This window comes from Paenibacillus mesophilus (assembly GCF_005938385.1).
Classification (GTDB): domain Bacteria; phylum Bacillota; class Bacilli; order Paenibacillales; family NBRC-103111; genus Paenibacillus_AB; species Paenibacillus_AB mesophilus.
Window position 1 is genome coordinate 412,659 of sequence record NZ_VCRA01000001.1, and the last position, 21,583, is coordinate 434,241.

Consider the following 21,583-nt stretch of genomic DNA (forward strand, 5'->3'; position numbering starts at 1 on the left):
AAAGGCAACGACTAGCCGCATAGTGTACTGTTCGTTCAAGCATCAACGGCCCGACCCGCCATAGGAAAAGCTCGGGTAGGACCCCAAAATTCGCACCTGGCACCCGATCGCTTCGATTTCCTGCAAGGCGGCCGGCAGCAGCACGGTGTCGAGCGACATCTCGATATCGATATAAAAATAATAATTGCCCAGCTTCTTCTTCGTCGGTCTCGACTCGATTTTGGACAAGTTGATGCGCCGCCAGGCGAAGGCTGACAGCACTTGATGCAGAGCGCCCGGGTAGTCCTCCGGCAGCGTGACGAGTATCGTCGTCTTCTGATGCTCCGAAGGCGGAAGCAGCGGCTTCTCCTTGCCGATCACGATAAAGCGGGTGTAGTTGTTGTCATGGTCGGTAATGTTCTCGGCCAGCAGCTCCAACCCGTAAAGCTCGGCCGACATGCGGGTGCCGATCGCCGCGACGGACGGGTCCGACGACTCTTTGGTGATTCGGACGCCTTCGGCCGTGCTGCTGACGTATTCGAATTCGGCGTTAGGCAGCTTGCTGCGCAAAAAATCGTGGCACTGCGCGATCGCGACGTCCTTGGACACGATCCGGCGTACGTCTGCGAACGGCTCCGCGCCCGGGGCGGCGGACTTCAGGCCGATCAAATTCTGGATCGACGGATATACCCACTCCGCCTGGATCGGCAGCCCGTCCTCCTCGACCAGCAGATCGATATGATGCTTCACCGATCCATCGATCGTATTCTCGATCGGCACGACGCCGTAATCGGCCGTCCCTGCCGCGGTCGCCGCGAATACGTCGGACATGAGCGAATAAGGGACGAATTCGTACGCCCCTTCCGCGAAAAAATATCGGGCGGACTCTTGGGACACAGTCCCTTCCGGCCCGAGGAAAGCGATCCGTTTCACGCGAGGAAATCTCCTTCTCGTCGACAGTTCGCAGCACGAGCTGTCGGTTTCTATAGATTCGATTGCATCTTTTTGAAATCGTATCACTATCGAGGGGGAGAATGCAAGGATATCGACCTGCATCAATCGGTAAAACGGCCTATGTCGGTTCTCCGTTACTTCGGACTCTTATTAATCACTTGATTCGCCTCATCTTCTACTTCCCTCAAAGCCGTGTTAACGTCCTTCATCCCGTTTGTGTAATCGCTGAAGGCTTTATCCATAAGAGTGGGCACTTCCTTGTAAATGACAGCGCCATGAGGCTTTCCGAATTGATTTTTGCTTATTGCCTGCACATTTTTCGATTCGATGCCCGGAATGTTTTTGCCGAATAAGTGATCGAATCCTTTTATCGCCGTCGCCTTGCCGTCCATCGCCATTTTCTGCTGAACTTCATCGGAGAAAGCAACCATGGCTACCTGGAAAGCTTCGCGCTTATGTTCGCTAATGGATGTAACGGCAAGAAGATATCCGGCTAAGGAAGGACCATATCCGCGTCTGCTTTCGAATACGGGATAGGACGCCATATCCCAGTTCAAATCCGCAATCCCTGCGTACGTGGCGACCTTGTCGCCCTCCGGAATCATCGCCAACGTATTTTGGGTAAACATTTTGGCCGGGTTGCTGTCTTTTGCATTGCCCGGTATAAGATAGGTTCTGCCGAGTGTCTCGAACACCGTCCTCCATCCGGCTGTATGTAAGACTGCCTTGCCTGAAACAGGATCTATATAGTGCTGATCCAATTGGCTCTTCGGGTCCCATAGATTAGGAAATTGCAGTCCGCTGTACAGAATACCCCGATCGGTAGCGGTTACCCGTTTGGCCAAATCGATAACTTCATTCCAGGTCATACCGTCCTTTGGATACGACACACCGAAACGATTAAATATATCTTTATTATAATAAAGCGCGTAATAATTCGGGACGATAAACATCGCCGCCAATTTATTGCGATCCTGCGAGAAGTTCGCCGGATAATCCAGAAGCCCTTCCTTAAACCGGCTAAAATCGAAATCGCTTTCTTTGATCAGCAGCCTATGATCATAATCCAATCCCGCCGTTTGCATCGCACTCAATCCGCCTTGTCCTACTTCGATAAGATCCGGCTTGTCGCCGCGGGTCAGCATTTCGCTGAAGTTATTGTTCTGGTATTTCATTTGCTCCAACGTAATATGCGGATACTTCTTCCTTACCGTATCGGCAATCATGTTGTAAGCGGTTTCAGTCTGGCTGGCAATTTTGATCGTCACCGGCTTCGGCGCCAAAGCGGCCTTCTCGACGGCCGGCTCTTTGCCGCCGCATCCTGCAAGCCCCCATACTATTATGGAAACTACCGATAATCCGACTGCTTTGTTCATATCCATCCCCTCTTCTCTTCATGCTCCCGGCTCGTTTATGCACGGCTATGCTTCCCTTACAAATCAAGTATACTCTGCGTGAAAAACAGACCGAATGGAGGATATGATTCATTTCATAGAGGATATGATGGTGACCGGGGTTCCCCGTTATCGCTGCAGCGGTACTTCGTCGGAGACTGGCCCATAATTTTCGAGAACATCCGCGAGAAATAGTACGGGTCGGTAAACCCGAGTTTATAGCAAACCTCTTTCACGGATAAATCTGTCGAATCGAAATATTCGCAAGCCCGTCGTATTTTCAATCTGAGGAAATAGTCGATCGGGGAATATCCCGTGTTTTTATTAAACAGCTTGACGAGATAGGGCTTCGATAAGTTGGTCATTCTGGACAGCTGCTGCAAAGTAAGCCGGCCTTCGATATGGCGGAGCATGAACTCGATCGCATCGTTTACGGGTCTGTCCTTCGTCGTACGAGTAGGGGACTGTCCTTGAAACATGACCAGCAAAGTTAACAGCTGCCCCAAAGTATGCGAGCTGTAAATGGCACTTTGGATAGACGTTCCAACTCTCCATACTTCGTAACACTCCGCGAACAGCTGCTTGCATTTGACATGGGATTGGTCCAGCCCGATCATGTGGACGGCCGGTTTGCCTTGAAAGTAAAGCGCGCAGTTCTCGCCGCGGATATGAACAAAGTAGAAGCTCCACGGATCGCTTTCGTCCGAACCGTACGAGTACGGATGGCCGGGCTGCACGAGGATGGCCGTATTTTTCCCGATGACGGTCTTTTCTTGATTCGCTCCCTGGAACCACCCTTTTCCGTCATAACAAAACATGACCATATACGTTTCGGAGCCACGCAAACGATTGATGCTAAAAGGCCGCATATTATTCATACAGCCGATATTATCGATATACAGCGCTTTAACCAAAGGGTGCTCGCTCGCCGTCTGCATGGGATCCACCATCCTTTCTCATACTGCCGTTGCCGATCGATAGACGGACGATACTTCATAGCGGTCATGCTTCTATCTGCAATCGTAACACAATTCATGCCGTTCTTCCCGACTGTCCGCCGAAAGGACGAAAAAGCCGATGCATCATTAAGGGCAGCATCCGGCTTTATTGGTCGATATGTTCTTCCAGGAGCTTATACGTCCAGCTTGGCGCCGTTGCGCTCCACCGTTCGCCGCACCAGCAGAGGGTCAATCTCACGGGGATCACAATCCATTTCGATGCTCAAACTTGCCGCAATACCGGCGGCTTGCCCCATCATCGCGCATGTTGTCATCACGCGTGCGGACGATAGCGCCAACTGTTCGGCTGACATGCATCTGCCTGCAATCATCATATTGCGGGCATCCTTTGCAATCAGACAGCGGAGCGGAATTTGATAAGGCGGGACTTTCAGGTCGTGGTGTCCGAGCATGTACGTTCTTTTGTCATCGTCGGGTTTGTGGGCATCCAAATAATAGACGCCTCTCGCTATCGCATCGTCGAACTTGCGTCCCGCTCGTAAATCTTCAAGAGCCAGCACGTAATCGCCGACTACCCTTCTGCCTTCCCGTATACCAATTTGCGGCGAGCAGTAATCCAGCAGCCATTTCCTTTTCTCAACCTTCTGATAGTAATCGAGCACCTCCATCATTCTGCGCCGGGCGCGAATTTCGGCTGCCGTCATGCTTTCCGTATCGGTCGCATCGAACATCGGAATTTTGACTTTAATCGCATTGCCTCTAGGGCCGTTCGGCCAAATGCTCGTCATAGGCAAGTCGGCCTTGTCCCGAATCGCCTCGAACCGGCCTTCGGGTACTTCCTCGCGGGCATGTTCGTCCTCGGCATGACGAATAAAAAACATCATCGACATCGGCAGCTGAACCTGATCTTCCGAACGGCCCTTCAGTGTGGAGAAGCCCGCCATATGGGCTACTTGAGCCTCACCCGTGCAATCGATGTATATCTTCGCCCGAAGCGCCTCCGGCCCGGTTTTGCCGCAGACGATGCATTCCTTGATTACCCCGTCGTCATTAACCGACACATCGACAAACTGAGTATGCAGCAGCAGCTTCACCTTGTGGCGGAGCAGCATTTCCTGGAGCACGACCGCCAGTATCGTATGATTGAACAACCGGTGATCCGCCTTCGGATACGGAACATACGGGGCGACCGCATGATACTTCTCCAAATCGGCGATCATTTCGTCGAATACTTGTCCTTGCCCTGCCGTTTCACCGCAAAACGCCCCGACTCCCCCTGTAGTCGCATTGCCTCCGACTACGGCAAACCGTTCGATCAGTATAACCTTCGCCCCGGTGCGCGCTGCCGATACAGCCGCAGTCACACCCGCCATTCCGCCGCCAATGACGGCTATTTCGGCCTCGTATCGGAGCGGTACTTTACGGTTCCAGTATACTTGTTCAGGCGCAATGGATGCTCCCATTCGGACTCCACCTCTTCCCCGGATGCATCGCAATCCGTTTCACGTTGCCCGCTCGGACCTCGCAAAGTAAGTATAACCCGTCGCTTCGGTTCGCCGAATGGAGCATATGATCCATTGGATGGACGATATTGTGGTGTCCGGTCCCGCTTTAACGCCAAAAACACCGCACGTCGTCGTGTGCGGTGTTGTCTTTTGGCGGGAACCGGCGCCGTATATACTGCAGCCGGATTATGCCGCCCGGCTTGGCTAGCCGTCGGCTTACGTCCGCACATTGCCCTTTACATTATCTATCAAGGATACTCCCGGATCGAAGTGCGTCAGCACCGTCGCTCCCTCCGCGCTGACTTGCAGCCACATCGTATCCGCCTCGATCCCTTGGCCGCGCAGCGTATCGAGCAGAAACCGCTCCAGCTCCGCTCCGCGGCCTTCCTTCCGATTTACAAGAGCGAGCAGCGTCGGACCGGCTCCGCTAAGGGCGACGCCTAACGCACCGTGCTCCTCCGCCCGCTGCAGGATGTCGGTCATGCCCGGGATCAGGGGAGCCCGGTACGGCTGGTGAATCGCATCCTTCATCGCATGGCGGATCATATCGTAGCGGCCGGTACAGAAAGCGGCGACGAGCAGCGAGGCGTGCCCGATGTTGAACACCGCGTCCTTCATCGGCACTTGCTCCGGCAGCACGTGGCGCGCTTTCTCTGTGGCCAGCTCGAAACGTGGAATCGCTACGAGTATGTCGAGCCGGTCATCCGGAACGATGCGCAGATGCTCCGCCCGCTCCCCGTCCCAGAAGGCGACGGTCAGCCCGCCGAACAGCGAAGCGCTGACGTTGTCGGGATGCTTCTCCAGCGCGGACGCCATCTGGAACAGCTCATGGGACGACAGCTTATTGCCGATCAGTGCGTTCGCGGCAACAAGCGCGCCGACGATGGCCGAAGCGCTGCTGCCGAGGCCGCGCGTCAGCGGGATATCGCTGTACATGGCGATATCGAGCTCGGGATGGGACACCCCCGCCTTGTCGAACACTTGCTGCGCCACTTTGTAGATGAGATTCGACTTGTCCGTCGGCACTCCGCTCATTTGATCGCCGTATAGCCGGATTTCGGTAGCCGGGGCGATCCCCATCTCGATCCAGGCGTACAAATTCAAAGCCATGCCAAGCGCGTCGAACCCCGGTCCCAAGTTGGCCGTGCTGGCCGGCACCTTCACGTACACTTTCGGACTGCCCGACACGCTCGCGTGTCCGCTTCCGCTACCCGGCAAACTCATGCGCCTGCGCCCTCCAGCTTGCGGATCGCGTCCATAACCGCCGCTTCCGAGTCTTGTACGACGAGCGGATCGCCGCCGACGCTTTTGATCGCGATATTCGGGTCTTTCAAGCCGTGGCCGGTCAGAACGCAGACCACTTTCTCGCCGCCTTTGAAATACCTTTCCTTGTTCAGCTTCATGACGCCCGCGATCGAAGCGGCCGATGCCGGTTCGGCGAAGATGCCTTCTTTGGCCGCGATCGTCCGGTACGCGTGAAGAATTTCGTCGTCCGTCACATAGTTGATCTGGCCGCCGGATTCTTTGGCCGCGTTTACCGCCAAATCCCAGCTGGCCGGGTTGCCGATCCGGATCGCCGTCGCGACCGTCTCCGGATTCGGAATCGGCTCGCCTTTGACGATCGCCATCGCGCCTTCCGCCTCGAAGCCGATCATTTTCGGCAGCGACGATATTTTGCCGAGCGCGTTATATTCCTTGAATCCTTTCCAATAAGCGGAAATGTTGCCCGCGTTGCCGACCGGAATGGCCAAGTAGTCCGGAGCTTGACCTAACTGGTCCGCCACTTCGAAGGCGGCCGTCTTCTGCCCTTCCAGCCGGTACGGATTGACCGAGTTGACGAGCGTAATCGGATGCTTCGCCGTAATCTCGCGGACGATCTCGAGCGCGCGGTCGAAGTTGCCTTCGATGGCGATCACTTTCGCTCCGTAGATGATAGCCTGCGCCAGCTTGCCGAGTGCGATATTGTTGTTTGGAATCAAGACGATGCAGTTCAGATTGCCGCGAGCCGCGTAGGCCGCCGCCGCTGCCGAAGTATTGCCGGTGGAAGCGCACATGATCGTGCGGCTGCCTTCCTCCATCGCTTTGGCGACGGCCATGACCATGCCGCGGTCTTTGAACGAGCCGGTCGGGTTCAATCCTTCATATTTGAAATACACGTCCAGATTCAGTTCGTCGGACAGCTTCTCCGCGCGTACGAGCGGTGTGTTGCCTTCCTGCAGCGTCAGCATCGGCGTCTTGTCCGTTACGGGCAAATATTGTTTGTATGTGTGCAGCAATCCCATGTATCTCATGTCGCTGGAGACTCCTTTATGGTTCGAATTTGGTGTTTATCTTCAACGCGATATACGCTCCCGAGCGTTTATCGCAATCAGCCCTCAACGCGATATACGCTCTTGATCGTTTGAATCACATCAAGCGATTCGAACTCCGCCAAAACCCGGTTCATGCTCGCGAGGTTTGCATCGTGCGTGACGATGACGATTTCCGCCTCGGCGATCGATTTGTTCGGCTGCTGCACGACCGATTCGAGACTGACCTCGCATTCGGCGAATACTTGCGTAATTTTCGCGAGCACGCCCGCCTTGTCCAGAACATGCAGCCGGACGAAATATTTGGAGGCGATCTGATCCGCCGTCTTCATCTTCTTCTCTTTGTACGGCACGAACATTTTGCGGCCGTTGACGCCCAGCTTCAAGTTTTTGACGACGGCCACCAAGTCCGCCACGACCGAAGTTGCCGTCGGCATCTCGCCCGCTCCCGGACCGTAGAACATCGTCTCGCCTACCGCTTCGCCATATACGTATACCGCGTTGAAAACGCCGTTGACCGCAGCGAGCGGATGCGTCGTCTTCACCATCGTTGGCTGCACACCGACGCTGATCATGTCGTCCTGGCGTTCCGCAATGCCGAGCAGCTTCACCTCGTAGCCGAGCCGCTTGCCGTACAAAATATCTTCCTTCGATACTTGGGAAATGCCTTTCACCTGAACGTCGCCGAGCCCTAGGCTCGTATGGAAGCCGAGCGTGCCGAGAATCGCCATTTTGCGGGCGGCGTCCAGTCCTTCCACGTCGGAGGTCGGATCGGATTCGGCGTAGCCGAGATCCTGCGCTTCCTTCAGCACATCTTCGTAGGAAGCTCCCTCTTGGCTCATTTTCGTCAAAATGTAGTTCGTCGTTCCGTTGACGATCCCCATAATTTTCGTAATTCTGTCGGACGAAAATCCTTCGATCAGCGTACGGATAATCGGAATGCCTCCGGCAACGCTCGCCTCGTAGAACACGTCGCAATGCTTCTCGGCCGCCTTGGCCAATATTTCCGCGCCGTGCAGCGCCATCAAATCTTTGTTCGCCGTCACGATATGCTTGCCGTTCTCGAGAGCGGCCAGCATGTACGTTTTGGCCGGCTCGATGCCGCCCATGACCTCGACCACGACGTTAATCGCCGGATCGTTTACAATGTCCCAGGCGTTCTCGGTGAGACGGTCCGCGTCTACCGCATAGCGGCGCGATTTATCCTTATTCTGCACAAGCACTTTCTCGATGCGGATCGGCGATCCCACCTGCTTCTGCAAATCGTCCTGATGTCCTTCCACGATGCGCAGCACGCCGGTTCCGACCGTGCCCATCCCGAGCAGCCCCACTTTGATTGGTTCCATCGTTTCTCTCCTCCTGATCTGTAGCTCTGTTTAGTATGCTATGCGAATACGCCTTATGAGCCTTGTCCTATTATGGACGCTTTCCGGACGCCGTCCTGGTGACGAATGACATCCATAAGCCGAGCTGCATTGCTCGCACCCATATGCGTGGTGTCGACCGAAAGCACGACGTTGGCCATTCCTTGCAGAGGGATCGTCTGGTGAATCGTCAGCACGTTGCCTTCCAAACCGGCAATGACGGCCAGCACCCGCGACAATATGCCGGAACGATGCTCCAAATCCATCGATAAGGTGACGAGCCGCTCCCGCTCCAGCTTGTTCAGCGGATGAATGCCGTCTTTGTACTTATAGAAAGCGCTCCGGCTGATGCCGACCGCCTCGACCGCCTCGTGAACGGTCTTAGCTTCCCCTCTGGCTAGCAGCTCCTTCGCCTGCATCGTCTTCACGACCGCCTCCGGCAAAATATCCTCACGGACCAAAAAATAACGTTCCGTGCCGTTTTCCTTGGAATCGTTCACGCTCGTGTCGTGTTCCACAGGCGATTCGTCCTCTCCGTAAAGACTGTTGTTTCTACATAGTGGACATTATACCGAAATCGCAGCGATGCGGCAATAGGCAAGATGAAAAACTTTCACGCCGGCCGCCGGTTGCGGCTCGAACCCGGTCGTGCTAAGATGTTTAGCATGATCGAAGAGGCGCCGCCGCCCTCTTCGCCAGTGGAGGAAACGACCATGAAATGCCGCATGATGGCCGCCGCCATGCTGTTTCACGGCGACGAGCTGCTGATGATGAAGCGCTCGATGAAGCGTACGTTGAACCCCGGGATGTGGGCCGCTGTAGGCGGGCATTTGGAGCCCGACGAGCTGAGCCGTCCCCGCGATGCGTGTTTGCGCGAAATATACGAGGAGACCGGCTTTGCCTCGGACGATATCAAAGAGCTGACGCTGCGCTATATTTTGCTCCGCAACAAGGATGGGGAGCTGCGCCAGCAGTTTATTTACAGCGGCATCGCGACTCGAAAGGACTTCGTCGATTCCGACGAAGGCAAGCTGTATTGGATCCCCGTCGCCGAAGTGCTGGACCGCGAAATCCCTTATATTTTCCGGATGACGCTGGAGCATTATTTCCGCGAAGGACCGCGCGAGCATGCCTGGGCCGGCATTGCCAGCCTCGACCCTTCGACCGATCGGCCGCGCGTCGACTGGCTGCCGCTTACCGATCCTAATTATTAACGCTGCTTTCCAGGAATAAGAGCTGCTTGCAGCTCTTATTATGAGGATATTACCATTTTCGTACGAAATAGATGCTTATGTCCGTGAAGACATACGGAATAACTGTAAATTCAGTGAATTTACAGGGTGAGTGGTTTGCAGCCGCTATTTGGATAGCTGCCGGCTTTTTGTACCCGGTATGCTCCAAATAAGAGCTGCAAACCACTCTTATTTTGCCAAGAAAGCCCTAAGCGGCTGCAAGAAGAGGTGCAAGCATCCCTTATTGGCTCATTTGTAAGTTAAGATCGTTTGGACGATGATGTTCGAAGCGGTCGCCACCTCGTCGAGATCGACCCACTCGTCCTTCGTATGCGCCTGCTCCAAATTTCCCGGGCCGAAAACGACCGCCGGAACCCCTACACGAACCAGCTTGCTTGCGTCGCTGCCGTACGTGGCCCCGATTATCCGTCTCCCGTCGGCGCGCTCATCTCTCGAACGCTGCAAACAACCTACGATCGGCTCGTCTACCTTGACCTCCATCGCATAGTCGATCAGGAAAGGCTCCCTTACGACATACCGTACGCCGGGAACGGACGACTGCAGCGGCTCCACCCGCTCCTTCATGTTCCGCCACACTTCCATCGGCTCCTCGCCTGGAACGGTTCGCCTGTCGATCATGATCCGGCACGATTCCGGCACCGTGTTCGGAGCGATGCCTCCCTGGATCATGCTGACGCAATGGGTAGGACTTCCGACAAGCGGATGAGCCGCTTTCGGGTAATGCAGCTCCGCTTCCCGCTTCAGATAATCGATCGCCTCAAGCATCCCTTCGATCGCATTGGCGCCCAGATGGGGGGTGGAGCTGTGGCAGGCGATTCCTACCGCATCGATATGGAAGCGGACGCACCCTTTGTGCGCGACGATGATATCGAGCCGAGTCGGCTCGCCTACGATGGCGGCATCGTACCGGAGCCGCCCGGCCGCAATTTCGTCCGCAACCGCCGTCACCCCTTTGTAAGTAATCTCTTCGTCGACGACAGCCGCCAAATGAACGCTGACCGGGGGGACGATGCCGCGTGTCGCCAAAGTTTCGATCGCGACAAGCATCGACGCAAGCGACGCTTTCGTGTCGCAAGCCCCTCTCCCGTAAAGACGTCCGTCGCGAATATCCGCTCCGAACGGATCGATCGTCATTCCTTCCGTTTGAACCGTATCCATATGAGCTTCCAGCAGTAAAGCCCCCGGGCCCGATCCGGGCAATATCCCGATCACGTTCCTCCTGCCGGGTTCCACCTGCTGCTCGATCCGCTCCAGTCCGAGCCTTTGGAAGAAGCGGGACACGTAGTCGGCGACGCCTTCCTCCCCCATGCCGCCGGGGAAGCCCGGATTCACGCTGGGGATGGACACCAGCTGCCCCAGCACCTCGGCAATCCGATCTTTATTTACGTTCATGCCCATAATCTCGCCTCCGAAATGCGATCAATAATTGCAGCCGCGCGCATCGATCGGGATCGCCCCGACGATTTGCCCATTGCGTATGCCGGTAACTACGGGAGCCAAATTCGGAACGACGCACGAATGATTCGGGATGATTTCGATACGGTCTCCGACCTGCAGCCGTACCGTTGCGGGATCGTATTCCAGGAATCCGTGCTCTTCGTTCAGGCCGACGATCCGGATATCCGGCCTGCCGACTACGCAGCCGAATCCTTCCCGCCTATGCGCCTTGTCGCTCGTCAGCGTTTTCGTCCCCGCATCGATCGTCGCCTTGCCCGGGAGCGGCGCGCTTACGACGGTGGCGATCACCCGCAAGGCGCAGTCCCGTTCCTCAGCAAGTCCGAGCCCGATACCGGACGCATCGAAGAAAATATAGTTGCCGGCGCGAACTTCCGTTACCCTGTCCAAATGCTCCGCCATTAGGGCGGCGGGCGAACTGCCCGAGCTGACGATTTCGATGTCGAAGCCGTCGCTTCGCAGAAGCTCCGCCGTAGCGCGCACGACACTCGCCTCGCGTTTTGCCGCTTCGACAAGTTCCGGCCCGTTCGGATGACGATAGATCGTGCCGAAGTATCCCATAATCCCGCGAATGCGCAATCCCGGCAAGCCGCGAATGGAGCGCGCGAAGTCGAGGGCATCTTGTCCCGGCTGTACGCCGCCACGATGAAGTCCTCCGTCGATCTCGATCAGAACGTCAACGGGCTTCTGCATCCTCATGCCCACTTCGGATAACCCCTCGGCTACGGCCAAACTGTCCACCGTAGCGACCATACGTGCCTGCTCGTGCAGCCGGGCGAAGCGGTCCAGCTTGTCCCGCCCTACAATTGGATACGCGACCAATATGTCGTCAATGCCGCCCCGGACAAAAACTTCCGCCTCGGACAGCTTGGCCACCGTGATGCCGATAGCGCCGGCCTCCATCTGTTTGCGGGCCAAATCGACCGATTTGTGCGACTTGATATGCGGACGGTGACGAATACCGCGAGCGCGCAAAGCTGCCGCCATCCGACCGATGTTCGACTCCGCGATGTTCAAATCCACGATAACGGCCGGCGTTGCAAGTTGTTCGTACATTAGACTCACCTTCTTCTTCCCGGATAACGGGATGCTCGATTTCGCTTTCCGATCCAATAGAAAGATCCCGTCCACTCGGGTTGCAGTGAAGCGGGACCGGCCGATTACAGATCCATAAAGAACTGCATGATTTTATCCTGCATGCCAGGAAGTCCTTCGTGCCCGAAGTCCGGATATATTTCCAGCGTTTTCGGGGCGGTTATTTTATTGATCGCGGCAAACTGCGTCGAAGGCGGGCAAACGGAATCCATCAGACCGATTCCGAACAACATTTCCGCCTTGATGCGCGGAGCCAAGTTTTGAATGTCGATGTAGCCGAGCCGGGTGAACACTTCGTCCTCGCGCTTATGCTGAGGATCGAACAGGCGGAAGTAAATTCGCAGCTCCTCGTAAGCGTCCTTGGCCAAATCCATCTCCCATACCCGCTTATAGTCGCTTAGAAACGGATAAAGCGACGCGGCCTTCTTAATCCGGGGCTCGAGCGCGGCGCAGGCGACGGTCAACGCTCCGCCCTGCGATCCTCCGTACGCGCCTACCCGGCCGGGATCGACGTCGGGGAAGCTCATCACGATCGAAGCGAGCTGTGCCGTATCGAGAAAAATGTGACGGAACAGCAGCTGCTCCGGAGAATCGTCCAAGCCCCGGATAATATGGCCGCGCAGCGTATTGCCGAACACGCCGCCGACATCTTCCGACTTGCCCCCTTGTCCGCGGCAATCCATCGAAACGACCGTGTAGCCGAGCGCCGCATACGGCAGCTTGTCGAACCAGTCTCCCGAGCTGCCGGAGTAGCCGTGAAATTGCAGCAGTGCGGGCCCTGGCTTTTGTAAACCTTTCGGCTTCAAATATTTGGCATGCACCCGCGCACCCTTTACGCCGGTAAAGTACAGATCGTACAGCTCGGCATAAGGAACCGAGATCGGAGCCGGCACCAGCTCGACGGCCGGATCGGTTGCCCGCATTTCTTCCAGCGCCTTCTCCCAATATTCGTCGAAATCGTGCGGACGGGGCGTACGTCCTTCATATTGCTGCAGCTTCGCAAGCGGCATATCCAATTGCGGCATGTTCATCATCCTTCTCACTAATTGTTGAAGCTCCTCCAATTGACCCCGGAATACGTGCATGAAAAGCTTTATGGATGGCTGCATGGAATCAGAATCAGTTTATCATAGGAACCTTTGGGCGAACATACAAAAATAACCCCACAAAGTGGGGCTTCGCTATGAAGCGGCAATTCGTCGAAGCTTATCGCGCAAGACGCGTCTCGCTACGAACCGCTGGTCGCTTTTCGGCGAATTGCCTGCCTCGCTTCCTCGCGGTCGTCGAAATGAACGGTCCCATCCTGAACGATCTGATACGTCTCATGCCCCTTGCCGGCGATTAAAACGATGTCTCCGGGCAATGCGCGTTCTATCGCTTTGGCAATAGCTTCCCTCCGGTCCGGGATGAGCTCATACCGCGATTCATCCGCCTCTTCCTCCAGCCCCTGCCGAATGTCTTCAAGGATGGCTTCCGGATTCTCCCAACGCGGATTATCCGAAGTCGCTACGACATAATCGCTGTACTGGGCGGCCAATCTTCCCATGACCGGCCGTTTCGCCCGGTCTCTGTCCCCTCCGCAGCCGAATACGGTGATGAGATTGGCTCCCGCGAACTGCTTCACCGCGGCGAGAGCGTTGTCCAACCCGTCCGGCGTATGGGCGTAATCGACCAGGACGAGGAAATTTTGCCCTTCGTCGACGATTTCCATCCTTCCGGGGACGCCGTTCAACTGCTCTAGCGCTTCGCAAATCGTTTCGAGCGGGATGCGTTCAACCAGCGCGCACGCAATGGCGGCCAGGGCATTGTAGACGTTGAACGCTCCGACCATCCGCAAGTTCAACGGCCGCGCCCCAGCAAACGTAACAAGCTCGAATCGGGTGCCTTGAGCCGTCAGCGCGATACTTTTCGCCATAACGTCGGCATCCTCGTTTACCCCGTATGTAATCACTTGGGCCGGCGTTATTTTCCGGAAATAGTCCGAAGCCGGATCGTCCGCATTCAGAACCGCGAATTTGCGTTTTCCCGGATCGGGAGAGAAGCCGTTGCCCAGTCTGGAGAAGAACAACCCCTTCGCTTCCCTGTATTTGTCCATCGTACCATGATAATTCAGATGATCCTGCGTCAAATTTGTAAAGACGGCCGTCCGGAATTCGCAGCCGAGCACGCGTCCCATGTCCAGCCCCTGGGACGTCACTTCCATGATGCCGTATTCTGTCCGGTGCGCTCTCATATTGCTCAGGCTTGCTTGAAGCTTGTGAGGCTCCTTCGTATTGATCAGATCCGTCTCCACCGTTACTCCGCCGATTCTCGTCCCGATGTTGCCCATTAATCCGGTGCGGCAACCGGCGTGAGCGAATACCGCTTCGATCATATGGGCCGTCGTCGTCTTGCCGTTCGTTCCGGTAAGTCCGATCAGCTTCAAGTCCGCGCTCGGGTACCCGTAGTAATGGCAGGCCATGACCGCCATCGCGTATCGCGCGTCCGGCACCAGAACCGTCGGCACGTCAAGACCGATGTCGCGCTCCACGACAAGAGCCGCGGCTCCCGCCCGTACCGCCTCTTCGGCAAACCGGTGCCGGTCTTCCTGAAAGCCGGCTATTCCCGATACGCACACAAAAAGCTCGCCGGGCTTCAGAGTGCCCGTATGCATCGACAATCCGGCGATCTCGACGTCCAAATCCCCGGCCGTTCGGGCGATTGTAAGCAATTCGGCCAATTCCCGCAGTTTCATAGTCCACCCCTTCGTTCTCTCGTAACGGAAATGATCCTTCCTGCTACTATCTTATTCGAGAAACGGCAGGCAAACTACCGACTTTACGGGAATATCAGCCAATTATCAGTTAGTCCTTCGGTTGGCATTGTACGCAAAAAAGCCCGAAAGCCTGCGGATAGGCTTCGAGCCGCTGTGCATAGGTTGGCTGCCGTTATTCCTGCTCGACGAATTCGAACTCGAAATCGCCGATTTGCACCATATGACCGTCCTTCGCCCCTCTTTGGCGCAGGGCGTTCTCGATGCCCGACTTGCGGATCGCCTGACCGAATCGCAGCAAGCCGTCGTAAGAGTTCAAATTCATGCGCTTCAGCATTCTTTCGATCCCGATGCATTCGACGATAAACGTATCGTTTTCCCGACGGATCGTGAACTCGTTGTCGTCTTCCTCTTTCTCGAACTTGTATATTTTTCTTTCCGACAAGTCGACGACTTCCTCGACAAGCGGCATTTCCGGAATTTGCTCGAGCAAATCGGCCGCCCGGTACAGCAGCTCCTGCACGCCCTTGCGCGCCATGGCCGAGATCGGGAATATTTCGATATCGTCGCGCCCGTCCTGCTTTAACCGTTCGCGGAATTGCTGAAGATTCTCTTCCGCGCCGGGCATGTCCATCTTGTTCGCGGCCACGATCTGCGGGCGGTCGGCCAGCTTGGCGTTGTACAGACGCAATTCTTCGTTGATTTTCACAAAATCGTCGTACGGATCGCGCTCCTCCGTCGCCGCCATGTCGATCACATGGACAATAATCCGGGTCCGTTCCACATGACGCAAAAACTCATGACCAAGCCCTACGCCTTCGTGTGCGCCCTCGATCAATCCCGGCAAATCGGCCATAACGAAGCTGCGGCCTTCCCCGACATCCACGACGCCAAGATTCGGAGTAATCGTCGTAAAATGATACGCTCCGATCTTCGGCTGTGCGGCGGATACGACCGACAGAAGCGTAGATTTGCCTACGCTCGGAAATCCGACCAGTCCGACGTCCGCCATCACCTTCAGCTCCAGCACGATCCAGCGCTCCTGGCCTTCCTCCCCGTTCTCCGACAGGTGAGGCGCCGGATTCCGCGCGGTGGCGAAGCGCATGTTGCCCCGGCCTCCCCGGCCTCCGCGCGCCACTACGACTTCCTGGCCTTGCCGGGTTAAGTCGGCGACGATTTCCTGTGTATCGTCGTCAATGACGACGGTTCCGGGCGGAACACGCACGATCATATCTTCCGCTTTGGCTCCGTGCATGCCCTTCGTCTTGCCCCTCTCGCCCCGGGGCGCCTTGAAGTGCTTCTGATACCGGAAATCGACCAGCGTACGGAGACCTTCGTCCACGCGGAATATAAGGTCACCGCCTTTGCCGCCGTCGCCGCCGGCCGGTCCGCCCTCAGGCACGTACAGCTCGCGCTTGAACGAGACGATTCCGTCGCCGCCGTCGCCGCCCTTTACATATATTTTCGCTTTATCCAAAAACATGGTGCACCTCTATCCGCCGAGCGGCATGTATATGTCGATAACCGCTCCGTCCTCGTCGTATGTAGCTTCGCTTGCGAACTGCAGACCGTTGCCGGACGAGCCCGGCAAGCCGCCCAGCTTCCGCTTCAAGCCGGAGCTGTCGTAGCTGCCGTCATATTGGAAACCGATTGCCAGAACCCGGTCCTGTGCGCTCAGTCTCAACAGCAATTCGTTAGGCTCCCCGTCCGCCGGCACTTCCGCATGTTCCACGAACGATTCGATGACCGCAATGACCGTATTCGTTACCGCCTGGGCATCGACCGGAAGCCCCGGCAATTGAAGTTCGGGACTAAGCTCGACGTCGAGCCGGATCGACCGGCAGCGGACTTTGAACGATTGCAAGTAGACGATCAGAGCGGGAATTCCCAGCTTGGAAATCCCGCTTTCACGGAACATCTTATCTTTCAGTGTTTCCATATAGTCGTGCATTTTATCATATTTTTTCAACTTCAAGTAGCCGTACAGCACTTGAATGTCATTCATCCAGTCATGTCGGAGATGATTGATCGTCTGCACGAACAGCTCTTCTTGTCCGCCAAGTAGCCCGTCCGCTTGATCCGAATCGTATCGTCTGGCGTTTGGTTTCATTCCAATTCCCCGTTCACGTCAACATACCCACAGTATAGCATGGCGTCTCCAAAATAAAAACCCCCGGTCCCGTTCGACCGGAGGCTTGCGATCATACGATTTCCGATGCTGCTGCAACCGGAGCGCTTTCCACAGGATAAACGCTCACTTTCTTGCGGTCGCGTCCCAAGCGCTCGAACTTCACGACGCCTTCGATTTTGGCGAAGAGCGTGTCGTCCGTTCCGCGGCCTACGTTCGTGCCCGGATGGATTTTCGTTCCGCGTTGGCGAACGAGAATGCTGCCCGCCGATACCGTTTGGCCGTCGGCACGTTTCGCGCCAAGACGCTTCGCGATGCTGTCGCGGCCGTTCTTTGTGGAACCTACCCCTTTTTTCGAGGCGAACAACTGAAGATTCAGTTTCAACATGGGAGTCAACCTCCTTCTTGTCAAGTTTGTCGTAAAACGATATATTTGCCGTACGCGTCCTCGATCGACTCGATCATAACGACCATCGATTCGAGAAGCAGCTGAATTTGAACGGATTTGCCTTCGTCCGTCTCCTCGGGGATCCGGACTTTCAACAACCCTTCCCGCATTTCGTTCGGAAGCTCTACACCCGTCAATTTCTCGACGGCATTCACCGTGCCGACCGTTACGGCGGATACCCCGGCGCATACGATATCGTGCCCCGGCTTGCCGTAAAAAGCGTGACCGGTTACCGTAAAAGCTTCGATCGTTCCGCGGTCGCGGTTTCGTTCGATGTTCACCCGGATCATTGCCTCAAGACATCCTTTACGCTTGGATGCTGTCGATGATCACTTTTGTGTACGGTTGACGGTGACCTTGCTTGCGGCGATAGTTTTTCTTCGCTTTGTACTTGAACACGATGATTTTCTCGCCTTTGCCGTGCTTCTCCACTTTACCGGAAACGGATGCTCCCGCTACGAGCGGTGTACCGGCTACCAAGCCGTCTTCCTTCGATACAACCAATACTTTGTCAAACGTTACGACGTCGCCTTCGCCCGCTTCCAGTTTCTCAACGTAGATCGCGTCTCCGGCTTGTACTTTGTATTGCTTGCCGCCTGTTTCAATAATAGCGTACATAGTTTGCGCACCTCCTCATGTCTTAAGACTCGCCTTGTCCAGGTGGCGCGGCCGACGATTGCGACGACCGAATCGCGCTTTCCGAAATACCCGACTCGTGCGGTTACAGCATGTGCTCATGCGCACATACCTAAGTATTCTACCACAGCCCGCTTCGCGAAGCAACAAGAGATTGATCCGCCGGTCATTTCCGCCGATGAGGAGCCGGACGCTCGACCGGAACTTTGCCCGAGCCGCCGCAGACGTTGCAGACGGCAAGGATCGAGTCGTCCAAGCTTTCCCGCGCCTTTTTGCGGGTAATTTCCATGAGTCCGAGCTTCGTCCAGCCGACCGCGTACGTTTTCGTCCGGTCATTCCGGAACGCTTCCTCGAGCCGGTCGGCCACTTCGGCGCGATGCTTGTCCGACGTCATATCGATGAAATCGACGAGCACGATGCCGCCTATATCGCGCAGCCGGAGCAGCCTCGCAATCTCGTCCGCAGCCTCGGCGTTCGTCATGAAGACGGTCGCTTCCGGATCGTCCGTTCCGGTAAATTTGCCGGTATTCACGTCGATGACCGTTAACGCTTCCGTCCGATCGAGCACGAGATAGCCGCCGCTCTTCAGCCATACTTTCCGTTTCATCGCCCTGTCCAGCTGCTCGCGCACCCGATAGGCGAGCAGGACGTTCTCGCGTCCCCTATAGATGTGGATGCGCCCGGCAAGCTCCTCGGACATTTCCCGAACGCGGTTCACAAGCACCTCTCCGCGGACCGGATCGTCGATGACGAGCTCGTCCACGCGATCGGTGAAAGCATCGCGGACGACCCGATCCAGGACGCCGGGCTCGCGGTACAGCAGCGCGGGGGCTCCGGAAGTTTCCGCCCGCCGCAGGACACTGTTCCAGTCGCTGCGCATGACGTTGAAATCGCGCTCCAGCGCCTCCAGCGTTTCCTTCTCCGCAACAGTACGTATGATAAGTCCTTCGCCGGGCTTGCGCACCTTCTCGGCGATGTCCTTCAGCCTCGAGCGCTCCTGCTCCGAGCCGATTTTGCGGGATACCCCGACGTAATCGGCATTCGGCATGAATACGATCCACCGTCCCGGAAGCGAGAAATGGGTCGTAATTCTCGCCCCCTTCGTGCCGAACGGCTCTTTGGTCACCTGCACGAGCAGCTCCTGCCCCGGCTTTACAAGGTCGGAGATGGAAGGCTTGACGGCCGGTATTTTATCCAAATGCGCCGGAAGCAGATCGTCGACGTACAGAAACGCGTTTTTATCCAGCCCGATATCGACAAAAGCGGCCTGCATGCCCGGCAGCACGTTGACCACCTTCCCGTTATATACGCTTCCGACCAGCTGCTTCTCCGCCGGCCGTTCCGCATAAAACTCGGTCAGTACCCGGTCCTCCAAAAGCGCCACTTGCGTCAGCGAGTCCCGGCAATGAACGATAATCTGTTTCAAATAACTCTCACCACCTCACCATGTAACCCTTCTATTCTAACACGAAAACGTCGGAAACGGCACTTCCCGGCCGGTTTAACTGAAAATATGCGTACAATAATCTTTGCTCCGGCAAAACGGCCTGAATGCGCCCCCCCTCGTTCAAAATATAGACGAGATGGTATTTGTCCCTCATGAACAGACGGACGATTTCGGCGATTTTGCGGTGGCGGTATATGACGATCGGCTGCGCCAGCGTCCCTTTATGAATTAGACGCTCCATCAAGGGCTCCCGGTTCATTAGAAAGCGCATGAATTGGAATGAGGCGTTCCGGTACGAGTACCAGTTCGAATAGAGGAGAAACAGCGCAATGACCAGCAGATTGAGATGAATGCCGCCGGAACGGATTCCGAGCAAGGCGGCTAGCGCGAGGGCGGCCGCAAGCAGCAGACTGATCAGACTGCACAGCATGAGCGTCCGGTAATACGGGAGCCAGCGGCTCATGAGCGCCTGCATCACTTTGCCGCCGTCCAGCGGAAGCACGGGCAGCAGATTGAAAAGTCCGATCATCGTGTTCGCGGTTATAAAGTAGTCGCACCAGCCCGAGTCCCAGATGCCGAGACGTCCCATCCCGACGGCAAACAACGCCATCCAGCCGTTTTGCAGCGGTCCTGCAAGCGCGACGGCCGCTTCCTGAAACGAACTGGAGCGCCCTCCGTCTTCCGTCTCGGCCACTCCGCCGAACGGGAGCAGCTCCACGCGGATGACGTTCCAGCCGAAGCTTCGGGCCGCGACGACATGTCCGAACTCATGGATCAGCACGATCACGAACAGCGTCAGCAGCTCGGCGAAAAATCCGGTCGCCACCGAAACCAGCATCATAAGCGAGAACAGCGGATGAAGCCGGAAAATGATACCTCGCCATTTAATCAAAGGATACCACTTCTGCAGGATTGACGTATTGGTTATCTTTCTTGACCGCTACGTACAGCTTGCCCGCTCCGCCCGCGGCGTCTGTCGTCACGCTCCCGATCGTCTCCCCTCCCTTGACCCAGTCGTTCGGTTTGAGCGATGTTCCCTTTAACCAGCCATATGTCGATTGCAGGCCGCCCGCGTGCTGGATGACGACGACCGTAGCCTTGTCCGTTGCCGTACTGACCGAAACGACTCTTCCCGTATCGAGTGCAGCAACCGCAGCCTCGGGCTCCGTCCGGATCGTAACGCCCGGATCTCCGTTCGCAGCCGCACCGACCACTTTGCCGCGAACGGGGGAATACAGCCGCTGCAGCGACGGCGAGCTCGCCTTCTGCGCTTCCGGGTCCGCCTTGGCTCTAAGCGACGGAAGAAAAGCGGGCAAGCCGCCGAACTCGCGCTCGTACCAAGCCGCCACCGCCGAGAAATCGTAATCCTCGGTAAGTGCGGCCTTCACCCACTGCCGTCCCTGGTCGGCCATCGGATGGTCGATTCGGAACATGCCCCATATACCGGCGAACAGCACGGCGCTAATCCCCAGCTTGATCCATATTTGACGTACGGTCGGGGGCTTCAGTCCCCCGCTCTCCATCCAACCGTCGGAAGCCGGGCCGGGCGCCCGTTCGAACGACGACCACCGTTCCCTTTCTTGACGCTTCCATACATATTCGGGGTCCTCCCGGCTGTAATCGATGCGCTGCGGTTCTTCTTCCCGGACACCTCGCTCGCGTTCCGTTTTCCCGTATTCGTTATCCTGCGTCCATCCGTAGCTTGTCTTTGCTGGACCTTGGGCACGGCTCCCGCCGCTCCGAACAGGTCTAACGTCGCTTCGGTGTTCCCCTTGCTCGGATGCGATTATTTGTTTCATGCGATCCATACGTCGCTGGCGCACGTTCGATTTCACTTCCATTTGTGGTTCCCCCTCAATCGCCTCGCCCACTCGGAGGATGCAGACAGGCTTTTCCCTACATCTT

Annotated in this window: 21 protein-coding genes and 1 other annotated feature; of the genes, 1 reads left to right on the forward strand and 20 read right to left on the reverse strand. The window is 56.4% G+C overall.

Annotated features, from left to right (window positions below; all coding sequences use genetic code 11):
• Positions 1-42 precede the first annotated feature (42 nt).
• The 8 genes from pheA to FE783_RS01550 all read right to left on the reverse strand — a co-directional run bounded on the left by pheA (position 43) and on the right by FE783_RS01550 (position 8,982).
• Positions 43-912: a prephenate dehydratase gene (gene pheA, locus FE783_RS01515; RefSeq protein WP_138877540.1), complete on the reverse strand. Its 870-nt coding sequence runs from the start codon at positions 910-912 to the stop codon at positions 43-45.
• A 155-nt stretch (positions 913-1,067) separates the two neighbouring features.
• The gene (locus tag FE783_RS01520) at positions 1,068-2,309 is read right to left on the reverse strand and encodes an ABC transporter substrate-binding protein (RefSeq protein ID WP_158301569.1); all 1,242 of its coding nucleotides are present in this window, start codon (positions 2,307-2,309) and stop codon (positions 1,068-1,070) included.
• Positions 2,310-2,422: 113 nt separating this feature from the next.
• Positions 2,423-3,265, reverse strand: coding sequence for an AraC family transcriptional regulator (locus FE783_RS01525; protein WP_158301570.1), 843 nt, complete (start codon positions 3,263-3,265; stop codon positions 2,423-2,425).
• Positions 3,266-3,459: 194 nt separating this feature from the next.
• Positions 3,460-4,749 (reverse strand): FAD-dependent oxidoreductase, encoded by a 1,290-nt coding sequence (locus tag FE783_RS01530; RefSeq protein WP_138877543.1) that lies wholly within the window; start codon positions 4,747-4,749, stop codon positions 3,460-3,462.
• Between the two features lie 258 nt (positions 4,750-5,007).
• On the reverse strand, positions 5,008-6,015 hold the full coding sequence (thrB, locus tag FE783_RS01535) for a homoserine kinase (RefSeq protein WP_138877544.1): 1,008 nt from the start codon (positions 6,013-6,015) through the stop codon (positions 5,008-5,010).
• Positions 6,012-7,082, reverse strand: a complete 1,071-nt coding sequence (thrC, locus tag FE783_RS01540) for a threonine synthase (RefSeq protein WP_138877545.1) — start codon at positions 7,080-7,082, stop codon at positions 6,012-6,014. The genes thrB and thrC overlap by 4 nt, the downstream gene beginning before the upstream one ends.
• Before the next feature lie 77 nt (positions 7,083-7,159).
• Positions 7,160-8,446: a homoserine dehydrogenase gene (locus FE783_RS01545; RefSeq protein WP_138877546.1), complete on the reverse strand. Its 1,287-nt coding sequence runs from the start codon at positions 8,444-8,446 to the stop codon at positions 7,160-7,162.
• A 53-nt stretch (positions 8,447-8,499) separates the two neighbouring features.
• Positions 8,500-8,982, reverse strand: coding sequence for an ACT domain-containing protein (locus FE783_RS01550; protein ID WP_202916107.1), 483 nt, complete (start codon positions 8,980-8,982; stop codon positions 8,500-8,502).
• A 195-nt stretch (positions 8,983-9,177) separates the two neighbouring features.
• Here FE783_RS01550 and FE783_RS01555 point away from each other — a divergent pair, with 195 nt between their 5' ends.
• On the forward strand, positions 9,178-9,678 hold the full coding sequence (locus tag FE783_RS01555; RefSeq protein ID WP_238402820.1) for an NUDIX domain-containing protein: 501 nt from the start codon (positions 9,178-9,180) through the stop codon (positions 9,676-9,678).
• A 267-nt stretch (positions 9,679-9,945) separates the two neighbouring features.
• Here FE783_RS01555 and FE783_RS01560 read toward each other — a convergent pair whose 3' ends face one another.
• From FE783_RS01560 to FE783_RS01615, 12 genes are all read right to left on the reverse strand, one after another.
• Positions 9,946-11,115 carry a M20 family metallopeptidase gene (locus FE783_RS01560; protein WP_238402821.1) on the reverse strand — a complete coding sequence of 390 codons (1,170 nt, stop codon included), beginning with the start codon at positions 11,113-11,115 and terminating at the stop codon, positions 9,946-9,948.
• Positions 11,116-11,136: 21 nt separating this feature from the next.
• A complete protein-coding gene (locus FE783_RS01565; RefSeq protein WP_138877547.1) occupies positions 11,137-12,228 on the reverse strand; it encodes an alanine racemase in 1,092 nt (363 codons plus the stop codon).
• A 104-nt stretch (positions 12,229-12,332) separates the two neighbouring features.
• Positions 12,333-13,292 (reverse strand): acetylxylan esterase, encoded by a 960-nt coding sequence (locus tag FE783_RS01570; protein WP_138877548.1) that lies wholly within the window; start codon positions 13,290-13,292, stop codon positions 12,333-12,335.
• 203 nt (positions 13,293-13,495) lie between these two features.
• A complete protein-coding gene (locus FE783_RS01575; protein WP_138877549.1) occupies positions 13,496-15,001 on the reverse strand; it encodes a UDP-N-acetylmuramoyl-L-alanyl-D-glutamate--2,6-diaminopimelate ligase in 1,506 nt (501 codons plus the stop codon).
• 193 nt (positions 15,002-15,194) lie between these two features.
• Positions 15,195-16,502 carry a GTPase ObgE gene (gene obgE, locus FE783_RS01580; protein ID WP_138877550.1) on the reverse strand — a complete coding sequence of 436 codons (1,308 nt, stop codon included), beginning with the start codon at positions 16,500-16,502 and terminating at the stop codon, positions 15,195-15,197.
• Between the two features lie 9 nt (positions 16,503-16,511).
• The gene (locus tag FE783_RS01585) at positions 16,512-17,129 is read right to left on the reverse strand and encodes a Spo0B domain-containing protein (RefSeq protein ID WP_138877551.1); all 618 of its coding nucleotides are present in this window, start codon (positions 17,127-17,129) and stop codon (positions 16,512-16,514) included.
• A gap of 91 nt (positions 17,130-17,220) precedes the next feature.
• Positions 17,221-17,535: a 50S ribosomal protein L27 gene (gene rpmA, locus FE783_RS01590; protein WP_138877552.1), complete on the reverse strand. Its 315-nt coding sequence runs from the start codon at positions 17,533-17,535 to the stop codon at positions 17,221-17,223.
• Between the two features lie 20 nt (positions 17,536-17,555).
• Entirely contained in the window at positions 17,556-17,885 is a 330-nt protein-coding gene (locus tag FE783_RS01595; RefSeq protein WP_138877553.1) for a ribosomal-processing cysteine protease Prp, read from the reverse strand.
• Between the two features lie 16 nt (positions 17,886-17,901).
• Positions 17,902-18,213: a 50S ribosomal protein L21 gene (gene rplU / locus FE783_RS01600; RefSeq protein WP_138877554.1), complete on the reverse strand. Its 312-nt coding sequence runs from the start codon at positions 18,211-18,213 to the stop codon at positions 17,902-17,904.
• A 15-nt stretch (positions 18,214-18,228) separates the two neighbouring features.
• Positions 18,229-18,328 (reverse strand) — a sequence feature (ribosomal protein L21 leader region).
• A gap of 69 nt (positions 18,329-18,397) precedes the next feature.
• The gene (locus tag FE783_RS01605) at positions 18,398-19,657 is read right to left on the reverse strand and encodes an Rne/Rng family ribonuclease (protein WP_138877555.1); all 1,260 of its coding nucleotides are present in this window, start codon (positions 19,655-19,657) and stop codon (positions 18,398-18,400) included.
• Between the two features lie 31 nt (positions 19,658-19,688).
• A complete protein-coding gene (locus FE783_RS01610) occupies positions 19,689-20,570 on the reverse strand; it encodes a M50 family metallopeptidase (protein ID WP_238402822.1) in 882 nt (293 codons plus the stop codon).
• Positions 20,563-21,519, reverse strand: coding sequence for a peptidoglycan DD-metalloendopeptidase family protein (locus FE783_RS01615; protein WP_138877556.1), 957 nt, complete (start codon positions 21,517-21,519; stop codon positions 20,563-20,565). Before FE783_RS01615 ends, FE783_RS01610 begins: the two co-directional genes overlap by 8 nt.
• Positions 21,520-21,583: the final 64 nt, after the last annotated feature.

What these genes read in the sequence shown, in the direction of transcription:
- FE783_RS01530 (WP_138877543.1), bottom strand. Translation starts at nt 4,749, where the DNA reads ATGGGAGCATCCATTGCGCCTGAACAAGTATACTGGAACCGTAAAGTA.
- FE783_RS01570 (WP_138877548.1), bottom strand. Translation starts at nt 13,292, where the DNA reads ATGCCGCAATTGGATATGCCGCTTGCGAAGCTGCAGCAATATGAAGGA.
- FE783_RS01575 (WP_138877549.1), bottom strand. Translation starts at nt 15,001, where the DNA reads ATGAAACTGCGGGAATTGGCCGAATTGCTTACAATCGCCCGAACGGCC.
- rplU (WP_138877554.1), bottom strand. Translation starts at nt 18,213, where the DNA reads ATGTACGCTATTATTGAAACAGGCGGCAAGCAATACAAAGTACAAGCC.
- FE783_RS01555 (WP_238402820.1), top strand. Translation starts at nt 9,178, where the DNA reads ATGAAATGCCGCATGATGGCCGCCGCCATGCTGTTTCACGGCGACGAG.
- FE783_RS01585 (WP_138877551.1), bottom strand. Translation starts at nt 17,129, where the DNA reads ATGAAACCAAACGCCAGACGATACGATTCGGATCAAGCGGACGGGCTA.
- FE783_RS01525 (WP_158301570.1), bottom strand. Translation starts at nt 3,265, where the DNA reads ATGCAGACGGCGAGCGAGCACCCTTTGGTTAAAGCGCTGTATATCGAT.
- FE783_RS01615 (WP_138877556.1), bottom strand. Translation starts at nt 21,519, where the DNA reads ATGGAAGTGAAATCGAACGTGCGCCAGCGACGTATGGATCGCATGAAA.
- thrB (WP_138877544.1), bottom strand. Translation starts at nt 6,015, where the DNA reads ATGAGTTTGCCGGGTAGCGGAAGCGGACACGCGAGCGTGTCGGGCAGT.
- FE783_RS01520 (WP_158301569.1), bottom strand. Translation starts at nt 2,309, where the DNA reads ATGAACAAAGCAGTCGGATTATCGGTAGTTTCCATAATAGTATGGGGG.
- FE783_RS01595 (WP_138877553.1), bottom strand. Translation starts at nt 17,885, where the DNA reads ATGATCCGGGTGAACATCGAACGAAACCGCGACCGCGGAACGATCGAA.
- FE783_RS01565 (WP_138877547.1), bottom strand. Translation starts at nt 12,228, where the DNA reads ATGTACGAACAACTTGCAACGCCGGCCGTTATCGTGGATTTGAACATC.
- thrC (WP_138877545.1), bottom strand. Translation starts at nt 7,082, where the DNA reads ATGAGATACATGGGATTGCTGCACACATACAAACAATATTTGCCCGTA.
- rpmA (WP_138877552.1), bottom strand. Translation starts at nt 17,535, where the DNA reads ATGTTGAAACTGAATCTTCAGTTGTTCGCCTCGAAAAAAGGGGTAGGT.
- obgE (WP_138877550.1), bottom strand. Translation starts at nt 16,502, where the DNA reads ATGTTTTTGGATAAAGCGAAAATATATGTAAAGGGCGGCGACGGCGGC.
- FE783_RS01545 (WP_138877546.1), bottom strand. Translation starts at nt 8,446, where the DNA reads ATGGAACCAATCAAAGTGGGGCTGCTCGGGATGGGCACGGTCGGAACC.
- FE783_RS01560 (WP_238402821.1), bottom strand. Translation starts at nt 11,115, where the DNA reads ATGGGCATGAACGTAAATAAAGATCGGATTGCCGAGGTGCTGGGGCAG.